Origin of the sequence: Pantoea sp. MBLJ3, from assembly GCF_000816655.1 — a bacterium.
Lineage (GTDB): Bacteria > Pseudomonadota > Gammaproteobacteria > Enterobacterales > Enterobacteriaceae > Pantoea > Pantoea eucalypti.
In genome coordinates, this window is sequence record NZ_JSUT01000002.1 from 268,594 (window position 1) to 284,975 (window position 16,382).

General features: G+C 50.4%; 16 protein-coding genes, 1 tRNA gene and 3 pseudogenes. 10 read left to right on the forward strand and 10 right to left on the reverse strand.

Annotated features, from left to right (window positions below; translation table 11 throughout):
* Positions 1-287 precede the first annotated feature (287 nt).
* Positions 288-1,061, forward strand: coding sequence for a type IV toxin-antitoxin system AbiEi family antitoxin (locus NP77_RS02255; RefSeq protein WP_039658878.1), 774 nt, complete (start codon positions 288-290; stop codon positions 1,059-1,061).
* A pseudogene (locus tag NP77_RS02260) lies at positions 1,054-1,970 on the forward strand (nucleotidyl transferase AbiEii/AbiGii toxin family protein). The gene NP77_RS02255 and the pseudogene NP77_RS02260 overlap by 8 nt, the downstream one beginning before the upstream one ends.
* A gap of 330 nt (positions 1,971-2,300) precedes the next feature.
* On the opposite strand, the gene NP77_RS02265 reads toward NP77_RS02260, so the two are convergent.
* From NP77_RS02265 to NP77_RS02300, 7 genes and pseudogenes are all read right to left on the reverse strand, one after another.
* A complete protein-coding gene (locus tag NP77_RS02265; protein WP_039658881.1) occupies positions 2,301-2,963 on the reverse strand; it encodes a hypothetical protein in 663 nt (220 codons plus the stop codon).
* Between the two features lie 297 nt (positions 2,964-3,260).
* Complete coding sequence (locus NP77_RS24035; protein ID WP_369700121.1) at positions 3,261-3,563, reverse strand: transposase; 303 nt, start codon at positions 3,561-3,563, stop codon at positions 3,261-3,263.
* 72 nt (positions 3,564-3,635) lie between these two features.
* Positions 3,636-4,569, reverse strand: a pseudogene (locus tag NP77_RS22725) (tyrosine-type recombinase/integrase); the annotation flags it as partial.
* A 200-nt stretch (positions 4,570-4,769) separates the two neighbouring features.
* A tRNA-Leu gene (locus NP77_RS02285) sits at positions 4,770-4,854 on the reverse strand.
* Positions 4,855-5,060: 206 nt separating this feature from the next.
* Complete coding sequence (locus NP77_RS02290) at positions 5,061-6,092, reverse strand: DUF1176 domain-containing protein (RefSeq protein ID WP_039658988.1); 1,032 nt, start codon at positions 6,090-6,092, stop codon at positions 5,061-5,063.
* 150 nt (positions 6,093-6,242) lie between these two features.
* A complete protein-coding gene (locus NP77_RS02295) occupies positions 6,243-6,629 on the reverse strand; it encodes a hypothetical protein (protein ID WP_003850945.1) in 387 nt (128 codons plus the stop codon).
* A gap of 29 nt (positions 6,630-6,658) precedes the next feature.
* Positions 6,659-7,120, reverse strand: a complete 462-nt coding sequence (locus tag NP77_RS02300; protein ID WP_033762272.1) for a hypothetical protein — start codon at positions 7,118-7,120, stop codon at positions 6,659-6,661.
* Between the two features lie 377 nt (positions 7,121-7,497).
* Between NP77_RS02300 and NP77_RS02305 the strand changes: the two genes are divergently transcribed.
* The 5 genes and pseudogenes from NP77_RS02305 to NP77_RS22735 form a co-directional block, all read left to right on the forward strand.
* The gene (locus tag NP77_RS02305; protein WP_039658887.1) at positions 7,498-8,511 is read left to right on the forward strand and encodes an HNH endonuclease domain-containing protein; all 1,014 of its coding nucleotides are present in this window, start codon (positions 7,498-7,500) and stop codon (positions 8,509-8,511) included.
* Positions 8,508-9,182, forward strand: a complete 675-nt coding sequence (locus NP77_RS02310) for a bifunctional 2-polyprenyl-6-hydroxyphenol methylase/3-demethylubiquinol 3-O-methyltransferase UbiG (RefSeq protein ID WP_003850952.1) — start codon at positions 8,508-8,510, stop codon at positions 9,180-9,182. Before NP77_RS02305 ends, NP77_RS02310 begins: the two co-directional genes overlap by 4 nt.
* Positions 9,183-9,563: 381 nt before the next feature.
* On the forward strand, positions 9,564-9,842 hold the full coding sequence (locus tag NP77_RS22730; RefSeq protein WP_231001619.1) for a hypothetical protein: 279 nt from the start codon (positions 9,564-9,566) through the stop codon (positions 9,840-9,842).
* A complete protein-coding gene (locus NP77_RS02320) occupies positions 9,823-10,032 on the forward strand; it encodes a hypothetical protein (protein ID WP_033762275.1) in 210 nt (69 codons plus the stop codon). Before NP77_RS22730 ends, NP77_RS02320 begins: the two co-directional genes overlap by 20 nt.
* Positions 10,033-10,591: 559 nt before the next feature.
* A pseudogene (locus tag NP77_RS22735) lies at positions 10,592-10,780 on the forward strand (hypothetical protein); the annotation flags it as partial.
* 381 nt (positions 10,781-11,161) lie between these two features.
* On the opposite strand, the gene NP77_RS02330 reads toward NP77_RS22735, so the two are convergent.
* Positions 11,162-12,154 carry a YsnF/AvaK domain-containing protein gene (locus NP77_RS02330; protein WP_039658890.1) on the reverse strand — a complete coding sequence of 331 codons (993 nt, stop codon included), beginning with the start codon at positions 12,152-12,154 and terminating at the stop codon, positions 11,162-11,164.
* 16 nt (positions 12,155-12,170) lie between these two features.
* Complete coding sequence (locus NP77_RS02335; RefSeq protein WP_003850961.1) at positions 12,171-12,572, reverse strand: YsnF/AvaK domain-containing protein; 402 nt, start codon at positions 12,570-12,572, stop codon at positions 12,171-12,173.
* Positions 12,573-13,116: 544 nt separating this feature from the next.
* Here NP77_RS02335 and NP77_RS02340 point away from each other — a divergent pair.
* The 3 genes from NP77_RS02340 to NP77_RS02350 all read left to right on the forward strand — a co-directional run bounded on the left by NP77_RS02340 (position 13,117) and on the right by NP77_RS02350 (position 15,076).
* Positions 13,117-13,626, forward strand: a complete 510-nt coding sequence (locus tag NP77_RS02340) for a DUF2501 domain-containing protein (RefSeq protein WP_039658892.1) — start codon at positions 13,117-13,119, stop codon at positions 13,624-13,626.
* A gap of 130 nt (positions 13,627-13,756) precedes the next feature.
* Positions 13,757-14,392, forward strand: coding sequence for a hypothetical protein (locus NP77_RS02345; RefSeq protein ID WP_003850964.1), 636 nt, complete (start codon positions 13,757-13,759; stop codon positions 14,390-14,392).
* A 15-nt stretch (positions 14,393-14,407) separates the two neighbouring features.
* Positions 14,408-15,076, forward strand: a complete 669-nt coding sequence (locus tag NP77_RS02350; protein WP_003850965.1) for a MarC family NAAT transporter — start codon at positions 14,408-14,410, stop codon at positions 15,074-15,076.
* Positions 15,077-15,119: 43 nt separating this feature from the next.
* Here the strand turns inward: NP77_RS02350 and NP77_RS02355 are convergent, their stop codons facing one another.
* Complete coding sequence (locus tag NP77_RS02355) at positions 15,120-16,382, reverse strand: cytochrome c (RefSeq protein WP_039658895.1); 1,263 nt, start codon at positions 16,380-16,382, stop codon at positions 15,120-15,122.

Below are 16,382 nucleotides of genomic sequence, written 5' to 3' on the forward strand. Positions count from 1 at the left end.
GAAGGGACTGATGTGGCTGGCGGAGCAGATTTTTCTTGTACCAGAGTATGTGTCTAAAGCAGCGGCGGCAGGGATTCGGCTGACAGTATCGATTACGGGCGGATCTATCAAAAAACACACGTGATGCAATCATTCCCAGCCTGACTGAAACAAACTGTTCAGGATTTACCTGCAGGCTATCAATAACTTTCGCTGGCAACATTTATGCTGTGAGAGACACTGTACATTGACTTTTCACTCCCCAGATAGTTTACTTTTTTTATTATAGTTACACCCTGAGTAAATCTATGCCATCAAAAATAAACTGGCTATTGCAAAACACCTCTCCAGGAAGCCTGGTTTTGCAATCCTGGCTAACCCGGAACAACATATCGCCTTCTCTGGCCTATAAATACGCGCAAAGTGGCTGGCTGAAAAAACTGCGGGCTGGCGTTTATGCGCGCGCAGGACGAGAACCGGACTGGAGTGATGCGCTATGGAGTCTTCAAAGCCAGCTTGACGCGCCAGTGCATCTGGCCGGACTGAGCAGCCTCTCCTGGCAGGGCCGTTCCCATTACCTGCAACTTAAGCAGAGTCAATGCTGGCTTAGCGTTGAAAACAAAACAATATTGCCTAAATGGTTTAAAGAATTTCCCGGCGTTGAGTGGCTGATAGTATCAGCTCTGAAGCTTCCTCAACTGGATGAGAAGTTCCGAACCGAGCTCGACGTTAAAGGAAAAAAATTAACTGCCAGCGTACCAGAGCTGGCAGCCTATGAGCTGTTAAGCGCAGTCCCTCAGGTAATCTCATTCGAGCACGCTGCCGAGCTTTTTCAGGGACTGGTCAATCTCAATCCACGTAAAGTCGAGAAGCTACTTACGCTCAGTCAGTCCGTACAAACAAAGCGATTGTATCTGTTTTTCGCCAGTTTTTATGATCATGCCTGGTTCAGGCGCGTAGATACCAGCAAAATCGACCTGGGATCGGGCAACCGACAAGTTGTTGTTAATGGCAAGCTGGACACGCAGTACATGATTACTGTGCCCGAAAATTTTACCAGGAAGGAAATAAGCCATGGATAAAACCTCCTCCTACTACCGCCAGGTCTCCCTGCTGGTTAGAGCATTACCCTATGTCGCTAACGAGACCTGTTTTGCGCTGAAAGGGGGAACCGCGATCAACTTATTAATTCGCGATTTTCCCCGATTGTCCGTTGATATCGATCTGGCTTATATCCCACTGGAAAGCAGAGAGGTCGCCTTACCCAACGTGCGGGAAGCGCTAAGCCGCATCGCCGCTGAATGGAAACACAAGCCGAGATCAGTGCAGTGCTGCAAACCCATAATCCCGATGAGATGCGTATCATAGCCACTACGGACGACGCGCAAATTAAAATCGAGGTTTCACCCGTTGCCCGGGGAACATTGTATCCACCGCAAGAACGCGACGTCGTGGAAGCTGTGGAAGAAGAGTTTGGTTTTGCCGCGATCCCGGTAGTCTCACTGCCTGATCTATATGGCGGCAAGCTATGTGCTGCGTTAGATCGACAACATCCCAGAGATTTCTACGACGTTAAAATGCTCCTTGATACACAAGGAATCGACCGCGCAATATTCAATGGCTTTATCGCTTATTTGCTTAGCCATAATCGCCCCTTATCCGAAGTTCTTAGCCCACGCTGGAAAGATATTAACGAACCCTTTCAAAATGAATTCAGCGGCATGACCCTTGAGGAGGTCTCACTGGAAGCGCTGGGAGAGGTCCCGGAAAGAATGCTTAGCGCGCTGAAAGCGCATTTCACTCAACAGGATTTCGACTTCCTGATGTCATTTAAACGCGGAGAACCTGACTGGAATTTAGCACCAGAATCCCACATTCAGAATTTACCAGCCGTTCAATGGAAGCTGCGAAATATAGGACAGATGAATGAGGAAAAGCGCGTGCAGTCGCTGGATAAACTGGAAGAGGTCATGACAGAATGGCTTAGCTAGTTTACTTTTTTTGTTATAGTTAGACCAATAGTCTAACTATATGATTTTTGATAAACCAGAAAAGCTTTGTCAGGATAATTTTTCCTTCGACATTTAAAGATAAGGTTGCTGTTGGCCTCGCAGGCGATATGGTTTTCGGGATCTGCCGGTTTTTGATGCAGGCCATAAGTCCGGGTTTGTTTATCATCATGTCAGACAGTAACGGGATTAGCAGTACGTTTTTCGCCCAAAATTACATAGAAATACCAGGAACGATAACGAGTTGAAATGGCCATATCTATCGCAACAGGACGTTCTCAAACCAGATGTGAAAGCCCAATAACTAAAAAATCATTCAGAGGAGCTATTATATTGAGTCTGTAGAATCTCACTTAACACTTTGCATTCCTTAGGCAGCGGTATCATTCTCAAAAAGGCGATAAAGAAAAGAAACAAAATCACAGCAAAGGTGTATAGCATTAAATGCTCCCAAAAAGGAATGTATTCATGCCTGTAAATAGACAGTATTAAAGATAAAATAGCAAGAAACAGGAATTGAAGTGAAAAAAGAGCATACATAATATTCTCAAACCAGAAAGAAAATCCTTTTTTGAACACAAGATTTCCATCTTCAATATGTAAGAACGTTCTAAACTTCTTGAAGAAGCTGACAGGTATTATATTTCTATGCCCTACGAACAACCGTAAAACAATCTTTTGACTGGCGACATCAGAAATCCCTGTCATGCGATAACTGGTTATTCTTAAAATATCTTCTTCGATACAAATATTCACCTCCTTCGATAGCTTGTAGCTATCCAAAAGGTGCTGCAACTCGTTTAACTTAGAGTTTCTGACTTCATTAAAAAATTCGATAATCCCTCGTATTTTCCAGATAATAAGAGCAAGCGGCCCCGCAATAAAAATAAAAAGTAGAACCTGCTCTGTCTGCAATGCTCCACTTGATACGGCAGCCGCAATCCATCCGTTTACTATATCCAGTATTTTATCCATAACCTATTCCCAAAAAATCCGATACAAGGATAAACAACCCCATATAAATCTGGTAGTTGTATTTTCAATTCCAAGCTGAAATCCAGCAGACCATCACAGATGAGTGCATTGATACGCTCACTGATGACTTCATTATCATTCACGGCACTGAGTTGAGCAGCCTGCTCAGGATGAAGTACAGCCAGTTGAACGGAATGGCTCAACGCATGCACCGGTCGTTCTCAAAGGCACGAACGATGCCGACACGCTGTACCGAACATCTATCCTGAACCTTATTAAGCACTGGACGGTTGTAAATCAGCTGCTGATGTTCCGTGCTGAGCGTGAGCGATGCGCATCCTTTCCGGGGAGCCAGAACCGATCGCAACAAGCGTAAACTCTTATGAGCCGCAGACAAAGAAACTCAACAAAGCCCGGCATGGCCCGGGCTTTTTTACGTCCATTACGTGAGTGCATGTCTATGCTGCCATACTTCTTGCGACAGATGTAAAAGGTGGCGTCGGAAATGGCGTGCTTACGGCAGAATTCACGGGCAGAAACCCCAGCTTCAGCCTCGCGGAGAATACTGATGATCTGTTCGTCGGAAAAACGCTTCTTCATGGGGATGTCCTCATGTGGCTTATGAAGACATTACTAACATCGGGGTGTACTAATCAACGGGGAGCAGGTCACACCCACAAAAATCAGCTCACGGTTTCCACTCATACTTTTGTTCTTTTCCAGAATGGCTAACGCCTGCCGCGACAAAGGAACAAGGTCAGGTGTCCGCATCTTCGAACCTCGCTGAGAATGTTTAACACCTTCCAGTGGTTCACGTTCCCCTGGAATCGTCCACATAGCCGTTTCAAAATCTACTTCAGACCAGCGAGCAAAACGCAGTTCGCTTGAACGGATGAAAACTAGTAACGTGAGTTCGACAGCCAGTCGGGTTAACGGTCTGCCAGAGTAGTGATCGATTCGGTGAAGTAATTCAGGAATGCGGTTAAGTTCCAATGCAGCACGATGCTGTCTTTTCGCCGTAGCAACCGCACCGGCAATTTCTTGCGCGGGGTTATAATCGATTAGGCCGCTCTGCACAGAAAAGCGCATAATCGCTGTAGTACGCTGCTGTAAACGGGCGGCGACTTCAAAACGCCCGGATGACTCCACCGCTTTGATGGGGGACAAGCAGATCCCGTGTATTCAGAGTAGAATTGTTCCGCTAACCGATAGCAGCAAAGAGATTATCCTTCCGGCTTTTCAATACACGAGCACTATGCGATGTGGGCCACTTCTGATTGCTGGTGTGCTAGTCTCTGACGACCACTTCAAACGTTATCGCCAGTTGTCCCTGCTCTACCTTATCGGCTTTCTTGTTATCACTGGGATCGACGCCGTTAGCTAACTACTTACGTGTTTCGTCTCGCCGTGCCCCTGGCAGTCACTAAGGATACTTCAGGGTATTTCCCCAACGCCAGCATCTTTCTTTGCCGCGAAAGCGATAACGCAGTAGCCAGTATTTGGAGCCGTTAGGGTGAACCAGCAAAATCATACCGTTGCCGTCAGTAGGTTTATAAGCTTTTTCTTAGGGATTAGCCGAACGAACCTTCACATCACTCAGAGCCATGATGAGTACCCTTTCAAGGGTTCTGTATGGGTACAAACATTATCGAGCCACGATATACCCGCAGTTTTACCCGCATCAGTAAGTTGATGTAGATTGAATCAGGTTGGCTTAAGTTGAGTGAAAAGAGAGGAAAGGCTTGCGGATACTGGCTTCCAGACACAAAAAAAGCCGCCCTTAAGCGACTCTAATTTGCATACTGTTGGTGCCGAAGGCCGGAATCGAACCGGCACGCCTCGCGGCGGTTGATTTTGAATCAACTGCGTCTACCGATTTCGCCACTTCGGCACTAAAGGGTATGCGGAAAACGTTGAGGATTATACCGTTAACCCCTGTTTCCGCAACCCTTATCCGCAGGCAGAGATGCAACTGCTGAAAAAACCGTCTTTCAGGTTCTCCGGGACGCAGCATGACATCCTTGTCAGAAATTCTTCACTCCCCTCGCCCACTGCAAAGCACTCACGTCAGCCAGCATGTTTCACTGGCATTACGATCTAACCCGAAACAGGCTTCACATCCGTCACCAGCGTCGGCAGATCCCAGGTGCCGCCCGCATGGATATAACGGCACATGCCGGTCCCGCCGTCATAGCTTTTGCGGAAAGCCTTGCCGTCCCATACCCAGTTTTCCTGGCTCATGCAGTCGCCGATGCCACGGCCTTTCTGCACGCTGGTAATCTCGCCCTTGTCGTAATCCGACCCGGAAATGGTCACCAGCTCAGGCTTGCCTTTTAGCTGGTTATCAATGACCCAGTAGCCATAGCCTTCGTTATACGCGGCCCGCCAGCAGAGCGATGAAAGCAAAGCATGTGTATCATCCAGTGGCGTAAGCGTAAGTCCGTCAGTTTCAGGATCGCTGTTTTCTGCCGGTGAATAGAGGCTGTCGCACGTGTCATCGTCATTGTGATTGACCGTTGCAAGCAGCCGGGTTTTCAGTGCGTCGCTTTCCGAAGCGGTCAGCAAACGGGGTTCGCCGCCGAGGGTTTTAGCCGCCTGAATAACCGGTTTAGGCACAGCCTTAGCCACGCTGCTTTCCGGTTTATTGCCCTTTTTAGTAAGCGCACCTGGCGTGCCGATACGGCCCTGCACGTCGTCCGCTTTCAGCAGCACAGCGTAAGCGCCCTCACCGGAAAGCAGAAATGGTTTGGTGCCGCCTTTAAACTCGACTTTACCGCTGCCTTTGACGGCGCTGATGACCGCTGAGGTCTGACTTGCCGACATTCGCCAGTTGTCGTCAGCCGCCACCAGATCACCTGCTGATTTCCCGTTAATCCAGAGCGTCAGCTTTTCCGCCGGTTCGCTGTCATCTTCGGTGTCGCCCAGCGTCACTTCTCCCACTGTCTCAGTTCCAGGTCCAGCGGCACGGGTGAGCAGGATGGAGCCGGAGGGATCCTCTTCTTTGCCATAACCCGCAATGCGGCAGGTCAGGGTGTTATCACAGACAACTTCCCAGTCTTTGTGCTCAAGCGTTTTTCCGCTCTGGGCGGCCTGAGCCGACAGGGAGAGCATCGCCAGCACAAAAAGCATCGGTTTACAGTTCACTTTATTTCCTTATGTTTTATTTCTGACATCAGCACTGGTATCACTCTTACATCACGAGTGCGAGAAAACCAACAGCCATTGTTAATTGCCGCCAGGCTTTAACGAAAGGCTGAGCCACGTTCCTGGGCGATGCAGCTATAGGGTAACTCTCTCTTTTTTGTTACGCGCTTCAACCAGCACACGGTGCAACTGGCCGACTGAAAGGTCGCGGATAACGGGCGCAGGAATGCCGCGCAGACGTCTGCAAAGATAAACAATGCCCAAGAAGTCGATGCCTTCACTATGGAAAAGATATTCGTTTTCTTTCAGAGAGAACGTCTTACGGAAATCCTCTTCTTCTGTAGAAAAACTCACGTCGAAAATTTTTTCCGCTTCCTCCAGCAACTCAACACCATCATCGCCGGTAATCCCCAGATCCTTTTCCAACCAGGTATTTTCATTGATGGTTTCACGTTTACATCCTGCAAACTCGCGAACAAAAGCGATAACGTCCGCCATTGAGGGTTCCATATCATTGCTCATGCTAAAGCGCTCCGCGCTATCCTGCCAATTTACAGTCGTCCTAAGGTCATTTCCTGCACCTCAGCCGCTGGATTGGCCTCTTTCACGGCGGCAAGAAAACCGACAAAATCCCGATTAAAAAGGGTGTAGTTGTTCAGGACTCTGAACTCCCTTTCGGTGCTATAAGACCCGGTGACGTAACGAACAAGCCATACCCGGCGATTGCTGACTTCAGTTCCGGTAACTTTTATCCTGATAATATTCTTCAGCGGAACTTTGCAAATCGTTTCGCCTTCGCGCTGCTGATACAGGAAGTCGCAGTCATAGTAATAATCTTCCGTGTTCATGCCCAATTTTTTCAATATCGGCGTATTAGCCGATATCTTTTTCATCTCGCCTGGAGAAGGAGGGAGCCCTTTTTTGAGGGGCAAAGGCTTGAAGCAATACCAGATGAGCAAAATGAAGAAAACTAACGACAGCAGTGAGAAAATAAAATAAACAAACTGATGCATTTAAATGACCCGATCTGTTCGGATAGCTCCTGATTATATCGAAGAAGATATGACGCCGTTATCCGTTTTTATTGCCCTGCCAGCTCATCTTTCAGTGCACTACGATCTGTCTGGCGAGTGCCAGAGACAGGCAGTGCCGAGCGCCAGCCCCACAACTGAGTTGCCTGAATAAATCCGGCTATGGCCCAACGTTTTAACCTGAGCATCCTCCCTCAACTTATCTCTTACGCTGATGTTGTCTTGATTGTCTTACAGCGCCTGCTCGCCTTTAAAAACTCCCAAATCCCTCCCCACCTTTACGGTTTACATTTACCTGCATTTGTTATGTGATCCTGTTACATGAATTTCTCGAGCTGTCTCGCAAAACAGGATCCTGCATGCGCTTTTACCAGGCCGATCCCCGCCTCGAAAACTACTGGCGCGGCGTTATTCTTTTTGGCAAAAACGTCGCGTCCTATAAATTTGCGCTTGCCCATGCGCTATACGACCTGAAGCAGCCGGACAACGATTTGATTACGCTGGAAGCGCTGGCCGTGCCTTTTGTCCGGCATTTGTGCGCTCACCTGCGTCATGCGCCAAAGCAGATCACCAGCAAAAGCAGCGAGTTTCTGGAGGCGTGCAGGCAATTCAACGCAGGCGAAATCAACGAAGAACAGTTAATCGCTATTACCGTTAAGCGCGGTTTTGTTAACGTCATCGATGCTTTTCATAATGTGAATCATGCCGAGATCGACAAACGCTTTTTCCTGGATGAACGGCGAAGTCATAAAGGCATACGACTTACGGATAATTTTTATCAGCTGACGGAAAACGAACAGTTCGCCAGTCTGGAAGCGGAAACGGATGCAAGATGGCGGCTGGTTGAAGAAGCCTGGGCGATGAATGTTTCACGCAACCTGATTGCGGTTGATTATGACGATAATGACAAAATGCTTTTCAGCCGCCAGAGTGGTCGCCGCGTCGATATTACCAGCTGTCGCAGCAGCCTGAACGGCTACCAGAAAGGACTGTGTTTTTACTGCTTCCGCGCCATTGGCGTGACGGGCGGCGAAGAGAACCTGGCGGATGTCGATCACTTTCTGCCGCTGATACTCAGCGAGCAAATCGGCAACCTCAACGGCGTCTGGAATCTGGTGCTGGCCTGCCAGACCTGTAATCGTGGCGCTCAGGGTAAGTTTGCGCGCATCCCGTCAATAGCGCTGCTGCAGCGACTGCATGATCGAAACGAATACTTTATTAACAGCCATCTGCCATTGCGGGAGACGTTACTCCGCCAGACCGGCGCAACGCCGATACTACGGCACAGCTTCCTGCAAAACAGTTGGGATACGGCAAAATTTTCCCTGCTCCACGAGTGGCAGCCAGCGGCACAGGGAGGCAGCCAGTTTTGAGCAACGAAGATTATTACCGTCAGAACGCTCAACAGTTTTTTACCGACACGGCAAGTGTGGATATGTCTGCGCTTTACCTGACATTTACCGGTTACCTGCCGCCAGGCGCTCGCATTCTTGATGCAGGCTGCGGTTCAGGTCGTGACGTCAAAGCCTTTAGTGAAATGGGTTTTGACGTCGAAGCCTTCGATGCATCAGCAGAGTTGGTTGCGCTGGCTCGTCAGTGGTCCGGAAAGCCTGTAGCGCAGATGCGCTTTCAGGATGTTGATGCGGTTGAAAAATATGACGGTATCTGGTGCTGCGCATCGGTGCTGCATGTTTCCCACACTGAACTCCCTGACGTCATGGCAAAGCTGGCCACAGCGCTAAAGCCTGGTGGCGTCTGGTATCTCTCCTTTAAGCATGGTCACGGCGAACGGGAAAAGGACGGGCGCAGATTTACTGATATGGATGTAACTGGGTTTCAGAAACTGGTTGAAGGAATGAATACTCCCGGCAGGGCCCCCCTGGCTAAAAATAAGCTGGGGATCATAAAAGAGGCTGGATCTAAGGACGCAACGGGGAACAGGTTCGCTTTTGAAACGGCAAAAATCTGGCAGACCGGTGATGTACGTGCGGGACGCAGCAATGAGATCTGGCTGAATGCGATTATCAGGAAAAGTTTAATTTGATAGCTGGCCTGGGAAATCCCTGACTCCTGCTACAACCTTAATCACTCACCCAGCCCCCAAACGCAAAAGAGCCAACCTCGCGGTTGGCCCTTTCTTGCATCTTGCATGCTCAGCATCGAGTATCAGCGGTGCCCGTTTACAGTTCACTTTATTCTCTCGGGTTGTATTTCTTTCCGGCTAGCACGGATATTTTGTGACTATATCGAAGAAAACAGGTCACGGTTATCCGTAGAAACTTTACAGAAAGTTTTTACATAAAATCATTAGCAGCTGTCCTTTCAGTTCAGCCTGCACTGCCAAAAATTTGCCATGACCATTACAATATTTTAAAGTTAATTCATCAATGGACGCGATTTCCGGGGAAAAGCAACGGACGCAACAATGTTCCCCAGCTCAGTCTTATCGGGCATGGTTTCAGTACCGATGGATTTATCTGGGGCTGGAGCGAACCCTCAGGGCGTAATTTCCCGCGCCTGTGAAGCCTCCAGACGACTTCAGATGCAAAACCCTGAACTGTGGAGAAAACTGCGGGTTAACGACTACGACATGCTCTATTTCATGTTTGAAGAACCCCTGCAGAACTTCATCAAAATGGGTGAAATGTTACGTAAAAACCCCTCAGCCTCCAGAGAATTTATTAATGCTATCGAAACTTATTAGACTTCTTCGTAAGCTCATCGCCGAAGTGTCCGGCGGTCTGGTATTAATGGCTATGGTCGTGGGCATATTTTTGGCAGCCACGCTGAATGAAGGTGCCATGCGCATCATTGTTCCGCTGCTCGTTCTTGTCGCTGGACTGGTGGTTTACGGCCTGACCTGGTTGATTGCTGAAAAGCCAGACCGTCGTTAACCCCGCACTGACTTCAGCCCGGACAACAAGCGTAAGTCGTCATGAGTTCAGACCAGATACCTAACGAACACGCTGTCTTTGCCTCTTGCACAATAGGTCAGACAGGACGTGAATATGGCGATTTTTGCAAGGCTGGATAGTAAAAACCTTCCATCCTCAATTTAATTACGGCATTAAATCCATCAACGCGATTATTATTTCCGTGATGATAAAAGTAAAAAAACAATGAAGACAGTTCGGCAAATATAATTTTAAAGATAGACATTAACCAACCCCAGGCAATCGCTAATAAAATATACCGTAAGAAAAGCGGAAAATTTAATTTAAACCAGTATAATCCATGATAGAAGCAGCAAGGATATTAAAAAATTTATTATATGGGCGTCCTTATCACTGACTTCAGAAAATCACTTCACAGAATAATAACACCCACAACCACCTGAATATCTTATCACTTTTATTACTGAAGATTCCCAAAGCGCTATTTAATGAAGAAAGTCAGGAACGTTCAGCTCCTCAGCTTTTTAGGAAAACTGAATAAGCACATAACGAGGTTGCGATGGAACAAGCACAACGCCGTCCGTGGGGATGGGGACTGGCGGCACTTCTGGTCGCAGGCAGTGCATCAGCGGCGAGCTGGCAGGATCATCAGCTGAGCAGTACAGCGTCGCAGCTCAGCACCGGCACCGGCACCACACAGCAGAATAGCGGTATATCGCTCTCTTCTATCACCAGCAGGCAGCCCGGCCTCAATCAGCGCGGGCCACTCGGATAAGGCACGGATCTGCCAGCGCGATACATTCAGTAAGCTTTCGCCAGCGATAGCGCTCAATGCCAGCATCAGAAGCGTCATGGTCAACAACAGTGTGGCGGCTAAAAAAGCTTTGGAATGATCGCCAGTCCGGTAAATGGCAGACAGGCCAGAAACAGAATTGAGGCGACCGCGTGTAAAGGCAGCACCACGTTTACAAGCCGCAACCATAACCGCTCCCCCCCAAACGCAAAAGAGCCAACCTCACGGTTAGCTCTTTCTTGCATCTTGCATGCTCAGCATCGGGCATCAGCAATGCTCAGCATCGGGCATCAGCAATGCCCATCATCATCATCTGTTGTTGTCAGGATGAGCGCCTCAATGTGAGTGATCATGCAACTTACTTTCAACCTTGTCCTTCACTTCGCTGGCTTTCTCGCTCACCTTCTCAGTCAGGCTCTCTTTGTGGTCGCGATTATGCGCACCGGGTGACTGCGTCGCTGCACCCGCTGCGGCAGGTCTGCCCGCTGCTGTGGTACCCGGCAGTTCGCTCTCCAGACCGCCTCGTGCATGGTCGATATCCACTTCCTGACGACGCACCGTGTCATTAATGGTCTCGGTACGATCGCTGCCGTCGGTACGCACCACCACTTCTTCTTTCACGTGGGTCGTTTTGTTGATCACCGGCTGCTCATGGGTCTCAGCAACTTCGACGGTTTTCTCGGACCAGTCCACTTCTCCCGCCAGCGCCGGTTCATTCACCGAGCGACGGAAGATGTCAGCGTGCTGTTCATGCAATGAAATATTTTCAGAGACGGTATCGGTCACGGTATAGCGGCGTACGCGGGTGGAGCCTTCGCTTACCAGACGTTTACCCACTTCTACCTGCTCTTCGGCCAGACGCAGAATATCGGCTTCGTTCTCGTCACCGGTCAGTGAGGTGCGTCGCGGTTCAACCTGGCGGTCGTTGGTCTCACCGGCAAACTGCTTACCTGCTGTCGGGTTGATGCCCGGCGCGCTGCTGCCATTATTAACTGAGCTTTGCATGCGTGACGGCACATCTACCGAGTCATGAGAATGGAGAATCGTCATGGCGCGGGCCAGTTTCTCCTCCTCAGTACGGATGGTCAGCACGACGCCGCCCTTATCCATGGCTCTGGTGTAGACCTCCGCCTCATCTTTATCGACGTCGTGCCCAAACAGACGCTGCCACAGGCTCGGATGGCGGACAGACTGCCCTTCCTGCTGCAAACGTTCTCCACTGATAAGACTGATGTCCCGATCAGAAAAGCCTGCTTTCACGAGATTTCTTTTCGCGGCCTCTGCCTGAATTGCAGAATCGAACAGTGTTACGATTTTTTCCTGTGCCATGATAGGTTCCTCTCTGTTAGCTAATTTGATCGTCATCTCTTTCAACGTTCACCTGCTGCTTACGTCGGGTCACCACTTCCTGAAAAGGAACATTCTCCTGCACTTTTCGGATGTGGATCTCCTCTTTAAGCACCAGCTTTCTGACAATCTGGATTTCTTCCTCTACTACCGGGACAATCAGTACACCGTTCTCTTCCCTGATTTCGGGCATCGTTTCAACGGGATGCGCTTTTGCTACATGCTCAATCTCAACCTTCTCCCGGTTAAGCAGTGTACTGATGACCTCGTCATGCTCAGTTGTGGAACGGGTAACACGGACATGTCCATCCACAATCTTTTGCTTCGTCAGGGCTATTTGCTCTTCAGCGAGTTTAAGCGTGACGTCTGCATTATTATTGTGCTCTGGCTGTCCAGCCATAATATCGCTCCCGTTAAATTAAATAATTACCACAACTGCCTGACACAGTGATTAAGCATGAACACTCTGGCTGATTTCGCAAGCCGGAATAATAAAAAACTCCGCTAACTCAATTTAATTACGGCACAGACACTTGCATCAAAAACAAGCACCCCGGTTTAAATTACCGCTACGTTAAATATAAAAATTACATAAAACACATGATGTTATATTAAAATAGTTTCTCAGGTAAATATTACCAACCCAGACGCAAGCGCTTAGAAAGCACTCTATAAGCAAAGCGGTAAATTTAATTTAAACCAGGGCGATTCCTGATAAAAAACGTGAGGATATTAAATAATGTTTCAGCGAGAGCCACTTATTACTGCCTTCAGCAAATCACTTCACAGAATAATAACACTAACAAGCATCTGAATATTTTATCGCTTCTATTACAGAAGATTCCCAAAGTGCTATTTAAGACGCTATTTATAAAAGGAAGTCAGGAACTTTCTGCTCGTCAGCCTCTCTTAGCAAAACTGAATAAGAAGATACTGAGGTTAAGATGAAGCAGGCACAACGCAGTGCATGGGTTTTGGGCGTGGCAGCACTTCTGGTGGCAGGCAGTGCATCAGCGGCAAGCTGGCAGGATCAGCTGAGCAGTGCAGCGTCGCAGCTCAGCCAGCAGAACAACGGTAGCACCAGCACCACCACGCAGCAGAATGGCGGTCTGTCGCTCTCTTCTATTTCCAGCATGCTGGGCGGCGGCGACAAAGCGGTCAGCGCCAACAGCATGACCAATGCCGCAGGTGTGATGCAGTACTGCGTCGAACACAACGTGGTGAAAAACAATGTGCAGTCGGTGAAAGATCAGGTGCTGAGCAAGCTCGGTCTTAACACCACCACCGCGCAGGAACAGAAAACCGATTACACCCAGGGCGTGGCAGGCCTGCTGAATACCGGAAATGGCCAGCAGCTGAATCTGCAAAGCCTGAGCAACTCACCGATGGGTGAGAAGCTGAAAACCAAAGCCTGCGACGTGGTACTGAAGCAGGGTAAAAACTTTATCTCCTGATCCCCCTCTTCCTCTCTCCCCTCGCAGCACTGAGGGGAGCGTTAAACCCCGCCATGCTGTGATGCCTGACATTCCCATAACCTGGGGTTGAGCGCTATAGTGTTGTTTTGGTTTCTACAGGACAGCACGCATGAAAGGCATCAACATCGCACTTTACTTCGACCCCGATCAGATTCAGGCCTGCGTTCACGAACAGGATGACAGCTATCTCAGCAAAAAATTCGAGTATGACGATGGCGTGATAGAAGAGATCTACCAGTGGCTGGAGCAGTATGAACCCAAACGCACGCACATCTGCCTGATTGAGAACGAAACGGCCGAACTGCTGGCCGATGAGCTGGTCGACAGTGGATTCCGCGTCCATCAGGTCACCATGCATCAGCTGTTGAGCTGGTTCGCCACCGAGCCGCCGTCCACGCCAGACGGCACGCCTATGCGCGCCATGCTGCGCTTCCTGGAAGATGAACATCCGCGTGAATATGAGTCGCGCACGCCGCAGACTGAAGCACTGATGGAGATGTTCGACGAGCTCGATGCACTGGAGATGGTCGATGACGCCGACGACGAAGACACGCTGCCAGGCGATCTGCTGCGCGCCATGAAGAAGCACAAAATCACCGCCAGTGCTGCAGCTCAGCGACTGTTGCCGGACGTCAACGAGCGTATCCGCGAACATCTGATGCAGTATCCCGAACTGATGACGCCGGAAATCCTGCAGGACTTCTTCCCGGAGCTGCTTGAGGCGCTGGAGCGCCCGAAACACTAATCAGGGAGTGCAGACATGCTGGAGCTGATTAAAGCCGTTAGTCTGGGGCTTGTCGTGATCCTGCCGCTCGCCAATCCACTCACCACCGTGGCGCTGTTTTTAGGGCTGGCGGGTGATATGAATTACCAGCAGCGGAACCGGCAGGCGCGCCAGGCGTCAATCTATGTTTTTGCCATCATGGTGGTGGCGTGGTACGCAGGCAGCGCGGTGCTGCATACCTTTGGCATATCGATACCGGGCCTGCGTATGGCCGGTGGGCTGATCGTTGCCTTTATCGGTTTTCGGATGCTGTTTCCGGCCAAGCCTGCGGGCCATTCGGTTGAAGCAAAGCAGAAACTGGATGAGCTGGATGAAGCCAAAGAGCCGGTGAATATCGCCTTTGTGCCACTGGCGATGCCGAGCACGGCGGGACCCGGGACCATTGCGATGATCATCTCGTCCGCCTCGACGGTAAGAAGTGGCGTTGATTTTCCCGCCTGGGTGATTAGCGTGGCGCCGGTGCTGACGTTCCTGCTGGTGAGCCTGATCCTCTGGATCTCACTGCGCAGTTCGGGAGCCATCATGAAGCTGGTGGGCAAAAGCGGCATTGAGGCGATCTCGCGCCTGATGGGATTTTTGCTGGTCTGCATGGGCGTGCAGTTCATCATTAACGGCGTGCTGGAAGTGGTGCGTACCTTTCACTGATCCGGAATGTCCCCTCTCCTGACCGGCAGAGGGGACTGCCTGATTACTTCAGCGTTTTACGCACCTCAGCAACCTGATCTTTACTCACCGCTGGCGCGGTGTTGCTCCAGCCCTGGCGAATAAAAGTCGCCAGCTGCGCGACTTCATCATCGCTCAGGCGCTGGGCAAAGCCCGGCATCGCCAGCGTAGACGGTGCTTTCGCCGTAGAAGGCTGCTGCGCACCGGCCAGAATGGTATGGATCAGACCGGTTGGATCCTTCGCATTCACGATGGTTGCCCCATCCAGCTCCGGGAAGATCGCGGGTGCGCCTTTGCCGGTCACGAAGTGACAGGCACCGCAGTTATCCAGATAGAGACGCTCCCCTTCGCTGAGGTTCTTCGCCGCCGTGAGCTTCGCTTCCGTTGCCTGCTGCGCCTGCACGCTGAACGCCTGCAATGGCGGATTGCCGCCCAGGAACTTCAGGTAGGCCGCGATGGCTTTCAGATCGGCATCAGTCATGTGTGAGCTGCTGTGCTCAACCACCGAGGTCATCTCACCGCCCACTGCCGCTTTATCGTTACGGCCGGTCTGCAGGTAATCAACGATCTCCTGCTCGCTCCAGTGCGGCACACCGCGCAGTGACGGCACATCCCAGTTGTTCAGGCTGCCGCCTGCCAGGAATTTATCATCACCGCTGTCCAGCGCTTTCTCGTTCATGCCCAGACCGCGCGGCGTATGGCAACTGCCGCAGTGGCCCAGACTCTCCACGATATAGGCACCGCGATTAACCTCGGCTGATGCGCCACCAATCGGCTGGAACGGCTTATCTGACGCGAACGCCCAGTTCCAGAAGCGCATGCCCCAGCGCTGGCTGAACGGGAAGCTCAGATCGGTTTCCGGCGGCTGTTCTGCGCTCGGCTGCACGCCTTTCATGAAGTAGACGTAAAGCGCGTGGATATCGGCATCACTGATTTTGGCGTAATCCGGGTATGGCATCGCCGGATAGAGATGCGATCCGTCCGGTAACACTCCCTTGCGCACCGCATCAGAGAACTGCTGCTCGCTGTAGTTGCCGATACCGTGCTGCTTATCGGGCGTGATGTTGGTAGAGAAGATGGTGCCAAGGTTCGACTCAATCGCCAGTCCGCCTGAATAAGCAGGTTTGCCGGGCAGTGAGTGGCACGCCATGCAGTCGCCCAGCCGGGAGAGATATTCGCCCTGCTTAATCAGTTGCGCTTCATTTTCGGCGTGAGCAGGCAGCGCAAATCCGCTGGCCAGCAGCACCGCGTTGGCAAAAATAAAAGACTTCAGTTTCAGCTTATTCAT